This is a genomic window from Streptomyces sp. NPDC051576, assembly GCF_040681835.1.
GTDB lineage: Bacteria > Actinomycetota > Actinomycetes > Streptomycetales > Streptomycetaceae > Streptomyces.
In genome coordinates this window covers 188,989-201,366 of record NZ_JBFAZO010000006.1, presented here as the reverse complement: position 1 = coordinate 201,366, position 12,378 = coordinate 188,989, and the positions used below count along the sequence as shown (strand labels likewise).

The 12,378-nt window shown below is 71.1% G+C and carries 11 protein-coding genes; 10 read left to right on the top strand and 1 reads right to left on the bottom strand.

All coding sequences use genetic code 11. The annotated features are described in order from the left end of the window. The first annotated feature begins 19 nt into the window (after window positions 1-19). From AB0M63_RS21575 to AB0M63_RS21535, 9 genes are all read left to right on the top strand, one after another. A complete protein-coding gene (locus AB0M63_RS21575) occupies window positions 20-925 on the top strand; it encodes a hypothetical protein (protein WP_366020702.1) in 906 nt (301 codons plus the stop codon). Beyond that, window positions 922-1,131, top strand: coding sequence for a Trm112 family protein (locus AB0M63_RS21570; protein ID WP_366020494.1), 210 nt, complete (start codon window positions 922-924; stop codon window positions 1,129-1,131). Before AB0M63_RS21575 ends, AB0M63_RS21570 begins: the two co-directional genes overlap by 4 nt. Next, window positions 1,128-2,063, top strand: a complete 936-nt coding sequence (locus tag AB0M63_RS21565) for an FkbM family methyltransferase (RefSeq protein ID WP_366020493.1) — start codon at window positions 1,128-1,130, stop codon at window positions 2,061-2,063. Before AB0M63_RS21570 ends, AB0M63_RS21565 begins: the two co-directional genes overlap by 4 nt. Then, complete coding sequence (locus AB0M63_RS21560) at window positions 1,951-2,535, top strand: hypothetical protein (RefSeq protein WP_366020492.1); 585 nt, start codon at window positions 1,951-1,953, stop codon at window positions 2,533-2,535. Before AB0M63_RS21565 ends, AB0M63_RS21560 begins: the two co-directional genes overlap by 113 nt. 134 nt (window positions 2,536-2,669) lie before the next feature. After that, complete coding sequence (locus tag AB0M63_RS21555) at window positions 2,670-3,506, top strand: winged helix-turn-helix domain-containing protein (RefSeq protein ID WP_366020491.1); 837 nt, start codon at window positions 2,670-2,672, stop codon at window positions 3,504-3,506. Between the two features lie 57 nt (window positions 3,507-3,563). After that, window positions 3,564-4,790, top strand: coding sequence for a hypothetical protein (locus tag AB0M63_RS21550; RefSeq protein ID WP_366020490.1), 1,227 nt, complete (start codon window positions 3,564-3,566; stop codon window positions 4,788-4,790). Continuing rightward, window positions 4,787-6,814 carry a hypothetical protein gene (locus AB0M63_RS21545; RefSeq protein ID WP_366020489.1) on the top strand — a complete coding sequence of 676 codons (2,028 nt, stop codon included), beginning with the start codon at window positions 4,787-4,789 and terminating at the stop codon, window positions 6,812-6,814. The genes AB0M63_RS21550 and AB0M63_RS21545 overlap by 4 nt, the downstream gene beginning before the upstream one ends. Window positions 6,815-6,874: 60 nt before the next feature. Next, entirely contained in the window at window positions 6,875-7,900 is a 1,026-nt protein-coding gene (locus AB0M63_RS21540) for a MoxR family ATPase (protein WP_366020488.1), read from the top strand. Beyond that, on the top strand, window positions 7,893-10,226 hold the full coding sequence (locus AB0M63_RS21535) for an SAV_2336 N-terminal domain-related protein (RefSeq protein WP_366020487.1): 2,334 nt from the start codon (window positions 7,893-7,895) through the stop codon (window positions 10,224-10,226). Before AB0M63_RS21540 ends, AB0M63_RS21535 begins: the two co-directional genes overlap by 8 nt. Before the next feature lie 17 nt (window positions 10,227-10,243). Here the strand turns inward: AB0M63_RS21535 and AB0M63_RS21530 are convergent, their stop codons facing one another. Beyond that, window positions 10,244-11,128, bottom strand: coding sequence for a hypothetical protein (locus tag AB0M63_RS21530; RefSeq protein ID WP_366020486.1), 885 nt, complete (start codon window positions 11,126-11,128; stop codon window positions 10,244-10,246). A gap of 167 nt (window positions 11,129-11,295) precedes the next feature. On the opposite strand from AB0M63_RS21530, the gene AB0M63_RS21525 reads away from it, so the two are divergent. Beyond that, window positions 11,296-12,342: a MerR family transcriptional regulator gene (locus tag AB0M63_RS21525; protein ID WP_366020701.1), complete on the top strand. Its 1,047-nt coding sequence runs from the start codon at window positions 11,296-11,298 to the stop codon at window positions 12,340-12,342. The last annotated feature ends 36 nt before the right edge of the window (window positions 12,343-12,378 follow it).

Sequence of the window (12,378 nt, the reverse complement as noted above, 5' to 3'; positions counted from 1 at the left end):
GCGGCCCGTGTGGTGGGGAGTGGCGGCGGCCCTGTTGGCGAACGTGCTGTACAGCACCGGATTCGTGCTGGAGAAACGGGCGTTGGCTGCCCTGCCCGAGGTGACGGTCCGTCAACCCTGGCGGCTGCTGCGGCTGGTGCTGGGCAGTCCGTTGTGGATCGGGGGGTCGCTGGCGCTCGCGGCCGGGTTCGGCGCGCAGCTCGCCGTGTACCGGACGCTGCCGATCGCCGCCGCGCAGGGCATCTTCGTATCGGGACTGGTCCTGCTGGTGCTGCTGTCCGCGCGCATGCTCGGCGAGGAGACCAGCGGGCGCGAACGGTACGCGCTGGGCGCGATCCTGGTCGCGCTGCTGATGGTGGTGCTGTCGCTGAAGGAGGGCTCGGACCATGTGAGCCGTGCCGCGCCCTATCCGCTGATCCTGCTGGTGTGCGTGCCCTCGCTGGCGGCCGGTGTCTGGCTGTACCGGTCGACGGAGCGCAGCGCGGCCCACCGGCACCGGCTGCCCACCACGGGTGTCGAATACGGCGTCGCGGTGGGCCTGTTGTACGGGGTCAGCTCGCTCGCCATCAAAGGGGTGTCGAGCTATCTGACCACAAGTGACCTGGGGGGAGCGGTGGTTGGGCTGCTGCGGTCCCCGTACCCGTATCTCCTGCTCTGCACGGGCGCGTTGGGGCTGGTCATGTCGCAGGCGGCGCTGCAACGCTGCCGGGCCTCGCTGATCGTGCCGGTCTGTACGACGGTGACCAGCCTGTTCACGGCGGTGCTCGGCACGCTCTCGTTCGGCGAGGCCCTGCCGCACGATCCGGTGCGCCTCGCCCTGCGGATCGGGGGCACCGTACTGGCGGTCGCCGTCCTGCTGACCATGCCGAAGCACGACAACGCGCCTCAACCTCCGGTCGAGGCCAAGGAGTTGACGCCCCCATGAACCCGGACGACCCGCTGCTGAAGATCCTGGCCTGCCCGCTCGACAAGGGCCCGCTGCACCTGCTGCCCACCGGCGCCCTGTACAACCCGCGCCTGCGCCGCCGCTACCCGGTCGTCGACGGCATCCCGCAACTGCTGCCCTCCTCCGGAGAGCAAGTGACCGACGTCGACGAACACGAGGAACTCCTCAAACGGATGGCACCATGACCCCAGCGCCCCGCATCCCCACGCCCCGCACCCTCACCGCCCGCCTCGCACCCCTCCTCCCCACCCGCCTGGTCGCCGCCACCGCCCGCGCCGTCTACCCCCGATTCGAACCCGAACTGGCCCGACTGGGCGACCTGTTGCCGCCCGACTGCGGTACGGCGGTCGACGTGGGCGGCTGGTACGGCCCCTGGACGTACCGCCTGTGGAGACACGCGCGTCGGGTGGTGACCGTCGAACCGGTCCCCCATCTGGCGCGGCTGCTCGCCTCGGCCGCCCCGGCGAACGCGAGCGTCGTCCCGGCCGCCGCCTCCGACCGCCCCGGCACCGCCCGCCTGTGGCTGCCGCCGGACGACGAGGGCGACCGGGGCGTGTCGTCGCTGGTCCGCCGGGACATCCACGCCCGCGCCGTGCACGTGCCCTGCGTCACCCTCGACGCCCTGGGCCTCAAGGACGTCGACTTCATCAAGATCGACGTGGACGGCAACGAACTGGCCGTCCTGCACGGCGCGACCGGCCTCCTGACCCGCGACCGCCCCGCGCTCTTCGTCGAACTGGAATCACGCATCCAGCCGATCGCCCCGGTGGTGACCTATCTGTCCCTGCTCGGCTACGAGGGCTGGGTCCTGCCGGAGACGACCTGGGTGAGACTGTCGGACTTCCCCCTGGAGGAGCACCAGGCCCGGACCTCGTACGTCGTCTCCCAGGGCCTGCTGCGCCGTGTCCTGCCCTTCGCGCGCGGCCCGCGGTACGTCAACTCGGTCCTGTTCCTCCCCGACGGCCGCCGCCCGGGTGCCGGTCCCGTGCGCGACGATGGATCGCATGCCCGAAGCGAAACGCCCCGCGACCCCGTTCAGCCCCCTCGACTTCCAACTCGTCCTGCTGCGCCGCATGGCGGACCACAACCCGGACCTGGTCGAGGACGCCCGTCATGAGCTGGGCGTCTCGATCGCCGACATGCGCGAGGCCAACAAGCGTTGGCAGGCCATGCTGCACTCCCCGCGCAGGAGGGCCGCCGCCTCCCGCTACCGCTCGATCCTCGGCACCCCGGAGTCGACGGTGAGCCGGAAGATCGGCGACCTGGACTGCGAGGCATGGCAGTGGCCGGTCCCCCTCTGGCCCGACCTCCGCTTCGAGGTACTCACCGCCCCGAACGGCGCGGTGTGGAACGAATGGCTGGTCCGCGCCCCGGGCGCGGCGGCCCCTCCCCTCCACACCCTCGACGACCTGACCCCCTGGTCCTGCACGGTCGACGAGGCGGCCCGCGCCTTCGCCCCCGCCCGCCCCCTGGAGGGCACGGCCCCCACCCGCTGGGGCCTCGCCTTCACCGCGCCGGACGCCCGGGGCGTACGGCACCGGTGCGCGGCCGAGTTCACCTGGGGCCTGCTGCAACGGGTGGCCTGGTAGGGAAGGTTCCGGCATGTCTGTCCTGTGGCCGGTGGCTGGGTTGACTCCACTCTTCGGGTGCATGACGCTCCCGATCCTTCAGACTGTCGGCATCGGTGAGGACCGTCCAAGCGGGAGGAACGGCTCTGGAGAGAATGGATCATCACGGCATCGCTGAAGCGCTGCGGGAGCGGATTCGGCAGGGGGAACTCGCCGCGGGAGACCGGATGCCCACGCAGGCGAGGCTGGCGGACGAGTTCGGCGCGGAGCGCAGCACGGTACGCAGAGCCCTGGATCTGCTGAACCAGGAAGGGCTGTTGACCGGGGTGACCAGAGGTGCCCCACCTCGCGTCGCCGAGCGATCGGGGCTCGGGCGCCCCAGCCAGACGTCCACCACGACCGGCCGACTGAGCGACGCCCTCGCCGCCGCGTTCACAGCACCGCACGTAACGGTGGAGGTGTTCACGCTCAGCGGAGAGTCGCTCGACTCGCACTTGAGGCTGTGCGCCGAGATGCTCATGGCTGAGACGCTGCCACCCCCGCGTTCGGTCGCCGTACGGATCCTACTGCCCGTCATCGCGGACAGTCTCCCCTTGTTTCGGACCGTCGACGCCCCGCAGGAGACTCGCCCGAGGCAACGGCTGGCCGACCTGACGCGCCGGCACACCACCTCCATCCGGAACACCGTGTACGGCCTTCGGGACTCGCGCCTTACCGAGTCTGTGTCGTTCGAGGTCCGGCAGGCGCCGATCACCCCCTTGCAGAAGTTCTACGTCCTGAACGGTTCGGAGGCGTTGTCCGGCTACTACCAGGCCGTCCGGCGCCCCATCCTGCTGGACGACGGCGCCGCCCTCGATGTGTACGACCTCCTGGGATCCGGCACGCGCCTGTTCCACCGCAGCACGGGAAGTCCCTTCGTGGAGAAGGCCCGCGACTGGTTCGAGTACCACTGGTCGAGCACCGATACCGTCCCGTTCGAGACCCCTGCCTGATCTGGGCGCTATCGTCGGATACTCCGAAGCGCCGTACAGGCAAAGGGTGGTGGGGGATTGCGCATCCTGTTCGTCCACGGGACCGGCGTACGACGCGAGCGGTTCGACGCCCTCTACGCCCTCGTCGGCGACCGACTCGCACCGCTTCTTCCCGATGCCGAACTGGTGCCCGTCTACTGGGGTGACGACCACGGCGCCGCCCCGACCCGCCTGCGGTCCCTGCCCGGCACACAGATGACCAGGGGCACCGAGTCGCCGGACCCGCTCGAACAGGACGTGGCCCGGTGGGCACTGCTTCTCGCGGACCCGCTGTGCGAACTGCGTGCCCTAGTTGCCGCATTCGACGCCGACAATGGATTCGGCACACCCGGGGTGCAGCCGCAGGGCCGGACCGTCGCCGATCTCCTGGCCGGCGGGCCCTCCTCCGAGGAGCTCTTGGATCTCCTGCGTTCGGCGGAACTGATCGACCACTATCCGGACGCCGTCCAACTCGTCGCGCGGGCCGAGGAGTTCCAGGACGCCTGCGCCAGTGCCCAGCACTCCCATGACGCGCACGAGGTGGCCGAGTGCGCCGCACGCGCGGTCACCGCCCGCATGCTCGCCTCCGTCGGCGAGGACGCCCTGTGCACGGGCGACGAACGCGACCGCGCGGTGGTTCTCCTCACCGCGCTGCTCGGCGGCACGGCCCGGGTCCCCGGCGGCAGGGCAGCCTCCGCCCTCGGCACCCTCGCGCTGCGCCTGTTCACGCAACCCGCCCTGAACCATTGGCGCCGGCCCCTGACCGCCGGGTCCGCACCGGCCGTCGGCGACATCCTCCGCTACCAGGCACGCGGAGCGGACCTGCGCGCCTTCCTGCACGAGCAGGTGATGCTGAGCAGCGAGCCGACGGTCCTGATCGGGCACAGCCTCGGCGGCATCGCCCTGGTGGATCTGCTCGCCCTCGCCGCCGAGCGGGGCGAACCACCGGCGCAGGTCCGCCTGTTGGTGACCGTCGGCTCGCAGGCACCGTTCCTGCACGAGATCGGTGCGCTGACCGGGTTGCCGCCCGGTGCACCTCTCCCGGAGGGATTCCCGGCCTGGCTCAACCTCTACGACCGCCAGGACCTGCTCTCTTTCCGTGCCTCGCCCGTCTTCCCCGACGACACCCGGGTGTCCGATCACGAGATCACCAGCCGCCAGCCCTTTCCGATCTCGCACAGCACGTACTGGAAGCTGCCCGCCACCTACGAGCTGATCGCGGCCGCCGTGCAATCGGCCGCCGACGGTTCGGAGGTACATGAGTGAGCACGGGCACCACAATCCTGTCCGGCATCTCGCCCTCCAGGACGTACGCCTTGATCGTGGGCGTCGAGCGCTACGAGGTGGACCCGTCCTGGGACCTGCCGGGAGCGGCGCGCGACGCCGTGCGGTTCGCCGAATGGCTGACCGGTCCCGGCGGGGTCCCGCAGGAGAACGTGCACCTGTTCACCTCACCGCTCGAAGCCGGCCGACACTCCTGCCGCATACCGAGCAAGGCGGCCACGGCCCAGGACATCGAGCGGGCCCTGTTCATCGAACTGCCCAGATGCGACGGTGATCTGCTGTGGATCTTCTGGGCCGGGCACGGCTACCAGGACAGGGCGACCCAGCTCCTGCTTCCCTACAGTGAAGCAACCGCCGAAAGAACCATGCACCTCAACCTCGACGCCGCCCTGCGCTGGCTGAACGGACTGCCCGGCGGCGGCTTTCACCATCAGATCGCCATCGCCGATTCCTGCCGGGTGGACGACCGTCTCGCCCGGGGACTGACGCTGGGATCCGTCGACTACGGCAGCGGGACGGCCCGCTCCGACCGCCGGCAGTTCCGCCTGTACGCGACCAGGCCCGGGGACACCGCGGTGAATCTGGCGGATCGCGGGGCCGGTCTGTTCACCGACCACCTCTTGGGCGAACTCGCCGAACTGACCGCCGGCAAGGGCGCGGAGCTGCTCCCCGACGTGGCCCGTCGCCTGCAGGGCCGGTTCCTGCGCCTCAAGGCGGAACGGCGGGCCTGGCAGGTACCGCAGTTCATCATCGACCGCGACTGGGACGGTTCGTCCCTCTTCGGCAACCGCTGGGACGATGCCCCGGTCGTACGCGTCCCCCGCCTCGACGACGCCGCCTGGCGCGAGCTGAAAGCGCTGGCCGCAGAACAGGATCTGCCCGCCTACACCTATGACGCGGTCCTGTGGGCTTTCGCCACCGCCGAGTGCGCGGCACCGCCGATCAGCACCCTGCCGCCGCCCGACCACGGCCTGACCGCGCTCGTCCAGGATCTGGAACAGCGCCAGGGACGGTCGGGTCTGCCCTTCTCCCTGTTGTTCGCCCGCTGCCTGGCCGCCCATGCCGAGGACCCCGACTGGGGCCTACGTCTGGACTCCTGGGTGGACCGCACGTCCGTCCGGCTCGGTGTCGGCGCCGTGCCTCCCGCGCCCGCCCGTCGTGCGACGGCGCCCGAACTGCACATACAACTACGCAAGTCCAGTGTGGAGGCCGCCTACTTGGTGGACATCTGGCTGCATCACGACAGCTTCGACACGGTGTGGTGCTCGAAAGACCCGCTGGACGTGCCGGCCGTCCAGCAGGAACTGGGCCGTCAACTCGGCTCGCTCCTGGAACGGTTCTCCGCAGACGGTGTGGAGCAGACCTCCATCGACCGTATCGAGTTCCATCTGCCGTTCAAGCTGCTGTCCGAGCGGGTGGAGGACTGGGAGTTGCCGATCGGGCGGCGCGGCCGACTGCGGCGCCTCGGCGGGCAGTTCGAGGTGGTGGTGCGCTGCCCGGAGGAACGCACGGGCGCGGCCTACCACCTGTGGAAGCGCAAGTGGGCGTGGTTCAAGGCCTACGGCGGCGGCGAGTGGGCGCTGTTCACCCCGGGCACGGGACTGCCGTCCCAGCCCATCTGGCTGCTCGGCCGGCCCTCGGTGTCCGCCCGCCTCGGCGTGGAGTTGCAGGCTGACCGCCATGTGCCGGTGTGCGTCCTGGCCGGGGTGTCCGCGGCACAGTTGCCGGACGCCCTCGACGCGGTTCTGGAGGCGGGGGTGCCGATCGCGGTGTGGCGCCGCGACGGACCACCGAACGGTGGTGCGTTCGCCGCCGACGCACCGGGCCTCGACAGGGCGCTCGCTCCTGCGGGCACACATGTGAACCTGCGCGAACTGCCGCAAAAACTACGCCGGTTGAGGATCGAGGGGATGGGTGTGCAGCCGCAGGAGCAGACATGGGAGCACGGTCTCGCACTGCTCTGGGACGATCCGGAGCGCACACCCGAGCGCCTGCGGCTCGGCTAGCACCCGGCCGCAGCACAGTCGACAGGGACCTGCAGAGGTCTTGGGAAGGAACAAGAAACCGTGCAGGACTGGTGGATCTACCAGGGGCCGGGCACCGCGGCAGAGCGGCTCGACCGGCTCGAACTCAGTGCGCCCCCGTGGCGGCGGTTCCGGGGTGTCGGCGCGCGGTACCGGCCGCCGACCGACGGTGCCGCCTGGGCGGAGACCCTGGAGCGCGGCACCGGGTTCGTGCCCGAGGACCATGAGATCGACGTGGTCAACACAGCGCTGTATCTGCGCCGTCCGCTCCTGATCACCGGCAAGCCGGGGGTCGGCAAGTCCACCATGGCGTACAGCATCGCGGCTGATCTGGGGCTCGGCCCCGTGCTCCGCTGGCCGATCACCAGCCGCAGCAGTCTCCGGGACGGTCTCTACGAGTACGACGCCATCGGCCGGTTGCACGACTCCTCGCTGCGCCGGTCGCCGCAGGAGGCCGGCCGCGACGTCACGGAGCCGCTGCCGATCTCCGCGTATCTGCGCCTGGGCCCGCTCGGCACCGCCCTGCTCCCTCAGTCACGCCCTCGTGTCCTGCTGGTCGACGAGATCGACAAGTGTGACATCGACCTTCCCGGCGACCTGCTGACCGTCTTCGAAGAGGGGTCGTTCGAGGTCCCCGAGTTGGCCCGAATCGCCGCCCAGGACGCCGCTCCGCCGATCGGCACCGCGGACGGGCCGGAGCCCTCGGCCCGGATCGAGGACGGGCGGGCGCAGTGCAGCGCCTTCCCGGTAGTGGTCCTGACCAGCAACGGCGAGCGGGAGTTTCCGCCACCGTTTCTGCGCCGCTGCATCAGGTTGAACATCGCGCCGCCGGAGCGCGACCGCCTTGAGGAGATCGTACGCAAGCGGCTGGCCATCGACCCCGGTACGGATCCCGCGAGCAGTCTGATCGACGCCTTCATCGGCCGCCGCGCGACCGGTGACCTCGCGACCGACCAGCTCCTGAACGCCATCCAGCTGCGCCTGAGCGGCGCCTGGCCCAACCCGGCCGACACCGAGCGGCTGCTCTCGGTCGCCCTGGAGCAGCTCACCGACAGCCCGAGTGGGTGAGCTGTCAGTGCTGGACGAGGTGCGGGAGGCCATCGCGGCGGCGGGAGTCGACACCGGGCCCGAGGAGTTGGCCGACATTCTCTGGCTCGCCCGGTGCATGGGCGCTCCGCCGGCCGCGCCCGCACTCGGCCCGGTCCCCTCGCAGCCACCGACCCTCACGACGGCGGGCGCTCCACCCCCGCCCCCGGCCCCACCCGCCCCGACCGAACTCGCCGCTCCCCCGCCTCGGGGCATCCCTCTCTTCCCCGCGCCCTCGCACGCGGACATCTCGGATGCCCCGAGGCAGCGACCGACCATGCGGCCCGCGGCCCGGCGCAGCGGCGAGTACGTCCGCGTACGCCGGGCGGCACCACTGGACGACCCGCTCGCCCTGATGCGCGCGCTGCGCCCGCTGGGCCGGCGCCGACTCCCCGGCAACCGGCCCGAGTTGGACGAGGAAGCGACCGTCATGGCCAGCATCGGACACCGGACGCTGTTCCCCGTACTGCGACCGGCGAAGGAGCGCTGGCTCGATCTGACCGTGGTTGTCGACGCACACAGCTCGATGCTGCTGTGGCACGACCTCGTCAGGCAGTGGCACCGCGCTCTCGTGCAGACCGGGCTTTTTCGCACCACCCAGCTGTGGTACCTGCACACCGACACCGAAGACGTCGCCCTGTCCCGCACCCCGTACGGACGGCGCGTGCCCGCCTCGGCGCTCGCCCGGCCCCGGGAGAACGGCCTGGTGCTGCTGCTCAGCGACGCGGTGTCGGCCGCGTGGGACGGCCGTGGCCTGCATCAGGCCCTGCGCACGTGGGCCATGCACAGCGTCGTCGCGCTCCTGGACCTCCTGCCCCAACGCCTGTGGGCCCAGAGCACGATCGAGACCGCACCCCACTGGATCCGCGCGCCGGGACCGGCGGCACCGAACGTCAGCTGGTCGGCGTCCGCCGCGAGCGACCGCGCGCGCCGGCACCGGACGGACCGTCATATCGCCCTGCCCGTCCTGGACCTATCGCCGCACGCGCTGGCCGAACTGGCCCGGCTGGTCTCCGGGGACGGCCGACGCCGACATCTGCCGTGCCTGCTGCTCAGTGACGCACCGCGGCCCACCGCACCGGAGCGGGGTGAGGCGCCACGCGCGTTCCAGGCCGTCCAGCGGTTCCAGCACAGCGCGTCCCCTGACGCCAGGCAGCTTGCCGGGTATCTGTCCGCGGTGCCGCTCACGCTGCCTGTGATGAATCTGGTGCGGCGCGTGATGCTGCCCGGCGGCGACCACGGGCATCTCGCCGAAGTGGCACTGGGGGGTCTGTTCGAGCCGTGGGAGGTCACGGCCAGGACCGATCCGGCCAGGACTCTGTTCCATTTCCGTCCCGGGGTACGGGAGGCGCTGCTCGGCGCCCAGTTGCGGCGCGACGTGACCGCCGTGCAGGAGATCGTCAGACAGGAGATCTCCGCGTTTCTGCGGCAGTCGCCGGGCAGCGGCGGAGACTTCCTCGCTCTCCGGCTCATCGAGGACGAACCGGCCGCACAGCCGATCCCGCCCGAATCCGATGCCTTCGCCTACTCGCCTCCGGTCTCGGCAAGGCCCGGCGGCAGAGCGTACCAACTGATCCTCAACGCGCTGCTGGAACAGATCGGCTCCGGTGCCCTGCGCCCCGGCGACAGGCTGCCCACCCAGCGCCAGTTGGCCGAAGAATTCGGCGTCTCCCGGGACACCGTGCAACGCGCCTTGAGGGAGCTGGCGAACCAGGGATACATCGAGATCCGCCAGGGCTCCGGCACTCGCGTGACGTCAGTTCCCCTGCGGAACCCGGGAATCGACCCGGAGCCCGCCCCAGCGCAGGAGCCGATCGAGGCCGACCTGGCCCATGAGCTCGTCGAGGCCTTCGCGTCCCGCGTTGTCACCATCGACGTGGTCGCCCCCACCCTCAGCCCGTTCCTGAGCGCGCTCGCACCCCGCCTCGACGACATCCGGCGAGGGGCTTCGCGCCCTTCGTCGCTCCGCATCCGGGTCCTGCTCACCGTCGACCCCTCGGATGACCTGAACACCGCGACCCGCATCCGGGCTCAGGAACTGCGCGCGCAACTTGAGCGGATCCGCCCCTTGGTCCCCGACATTCACTTCGAAGTGCGCCCTCTGCCCTCTCACCCGCTCACCGTCCTCTACCACCTGAACGACGACCGCGGCCTCACATCCCTTTTCGTCACCCCGGACGATCTTCCCGACCTCTCCCTGTTCACCCAGCCGCCCACCGAACTGGCCGAAACGCAAGCCTGGTTCGCCAGCTGGTGGGACATGCTCACGGAAGACACCCCGGATCCCCCTGCCGATCAGCCCTCGTAGGAGCCGCGTCCGTCGCCTCAGCCCTCGGTCCGGCCGACGGCAGCCGCGAGCACCGCGTCCACCACGACCGCGAGCGACCCCGGATGCAGATCCAGAAAGAGATTCGGCTCGACCAGCTCCAGTTCCATCACACACGGCCCCCCGTCCGGCCCGTCCACGAGGTCCACGCGCGCGTACAGCAGCTCCGGCGCGTCCGGTACGGCGGCCAACGCCCGCTCGGCGACGGAGAGTTCGGCCGGAGTCGCGGTCCACGGTTCGAGGTCGGGGTGGGACACCTTGTCGTCGTCGTAGGCCGTGCCCCGCGCCAGCACCGCCCCCTTGCGCGAGGCGTGCACATAGCGCCCCCCGAAGAACAGCAGCGCCCGCTCCCCGGTGACGTCCACGTTCGTCAGATACGGCTGCACCATCGCGGTGAACCCCTCCGCGTGCATCCGCTCCAACTGCCGTACGGCCGTGTCGTGTTCGTCGGGCGTGTAGCGGGCGGCGAAGCGCGCGCCCGCGCCGGACGTCGGCTTGACCACGTACTCGTGGTCGTCGGGGAGGTCGACCGGGTCACCGGCGGCGAGATAGCGGGTCGGTACGACGGGCACGCCGGCCGCCGCGAGCTCACCGAGGTAGCGCTTGTCGGTGTTCCACCGCACGACCTGCACCGGGTTCGCGAGCCGCGTCGCCTTGCCGACCCGCTCCGCCCAGGCCACGAACTCGGCGGCCCGCCAGCTGTAGTCCCAGGTCGACCGGATGACCACGAGGTCGTACGCGCCCCAGTCGGTCCCCTCGTCGTCCCACGGCACGGCGACGGCCTCGGCACCGGCCGCCCGCAGGGCCTCCACGAGTACCGGAAGGTCACGGTCCTTGCTGGGCTTCGGTCCGGGGTCGTAGGTGGCGAGCGCGATGCGGGGCACGGGGATCTCCCTCGTCGTACGGACTGCGGACTGCGGACTGCGGACAGATCCGCAGGCTAACCGGCCGCCCCGCAACCGCGGCAACCGGATTGACCTTCCCCTTCGGTGAAGCCCCAGCATCGGTGGCGGAACGGGACGAGGCACCGGAGGAAGAGGCAGAGGTGCGCATGGACATGCTGACGATCGGGGCCTTCGCGCGGGCGTGCAGGCTGTCGCCGAAGGCACTGCGGCTCTACGACGAGCTGGAGCTGCTGCGGCCGGCGCGCGTGGACCCCGACACCGGATACCGGTACTACGCGGTCGACCAACTGGAGCGGGCGCGGCTGGTCGCGTGGCTGCGCCGGCTGGGCATGCCGCTGGCCGGTATCCGCGAGGTGTGCGCCCTCGAACCGGCCGCCGCCGCCCGCGAGATCCGCGCCTTCTGGGCCCGGGTCGAGACGGAGACGGCGGCGCGGCGGGATCTCGCCGGGTTCCTCGTCGACCACCTCACGGCCGTCGGGGCCGTATCGGGAAAGGACACCAGCATGCTGGAACTTCGTTACTCCGCCCATTCGGACCCGGGCCGGGTCCGCCCCACCAACCAGGACACGGCCTACGCGGGCAGGCGCCTGCTCGCGGTCGCCGACGGGTTCGGCCCGGCGGGCGCGCCCGCGAGCGGCGCGGCGGTGGAGGCGCTGCGGTTCCTGGACACCGAGGAGGTACCGGCGGGCAATGTGCTCAACCTCCTGGAGGAGGCGGTGCGGGGCGCCACCGACGCGGTCCGTGACGTGGCCGATCCCACCGAGAACGGTACGACCCTGACCGCGCTGCTGTGGACGGGCTCGAAGCTGGCGCTCGTGCACATCGGGGACTCGCGTGCGTATCTGGTGCGCGACGGCGGGCTCTTCCGGATCACCCACGACCACTCGGTCGTGCAGTCGCTGATCGACGAGGGCCGGCTGACCGCCGAGGAGGCCGGGTCCCACCCCCAGCGCTCCCTGCTCCTCAAGGCCCTGACCATCGGTGCGCCCGACCTGAAGCTGCACGACGCCCGCCGCGGCGACCGCTACCTCCTGTGCTCGGACGGCCTGACCTCGGTCGTCCCGGAGCACCGGATCCGCACACTCCTCACCGCGGGCACGGACCCGGAGGAGGCGGTACGGTCCCTGGTCGACGCGGCGAACGAGGCCGGAGGTCCGGACAACATCGCCTGTGTGGTGGCGGACGTGGTGTAGGAACGGGGGTGTCCCCGAAACCCGGGGACACCCCCG

What these genes read in the sequence shown, in the direction of transcription:
- AB0M63_RS21570 (WP_366020494.1), top strand. Translation starts at nt 922, where the DNA reads ATGAACCCGGACGACCCGCTGCTGAAGATCCTGGCCTGCCCGCTCGAC.
- AB0M63_RS21555 (WP_366020491.1), top strand. Translation starts at nt 2,670, where the DNA reads ATGGATCATCACGGCATCGCTGAAGCGCTGCGGGAGCGGATTCGGCAG.
- AB0M63_RS21560 (WP_366020492.1), top strand. Translation starts at nt 1,951, where the DNA reads ATGCCCGAAGCGAAACGCCCCGCGACCCCGTTCAGCCCCCTCGACTTC.
- AB0M63_RS21525 (WP_366020701.1), top strand. Translation starts at nt 11,296, where the DNA reads ATGGACATGCTGACGATCGGGGCCTTCGCGCGGGCGTGCAGGCTGTCG.
- AB0M63_RS21565 (WP_366020493.1), top strand. Translation starts at nt 1,128, where the DNA reads ATGACCCCAGCGCCCCGCATCCCCACGCCCCGCACCCTCACCGCCCGC.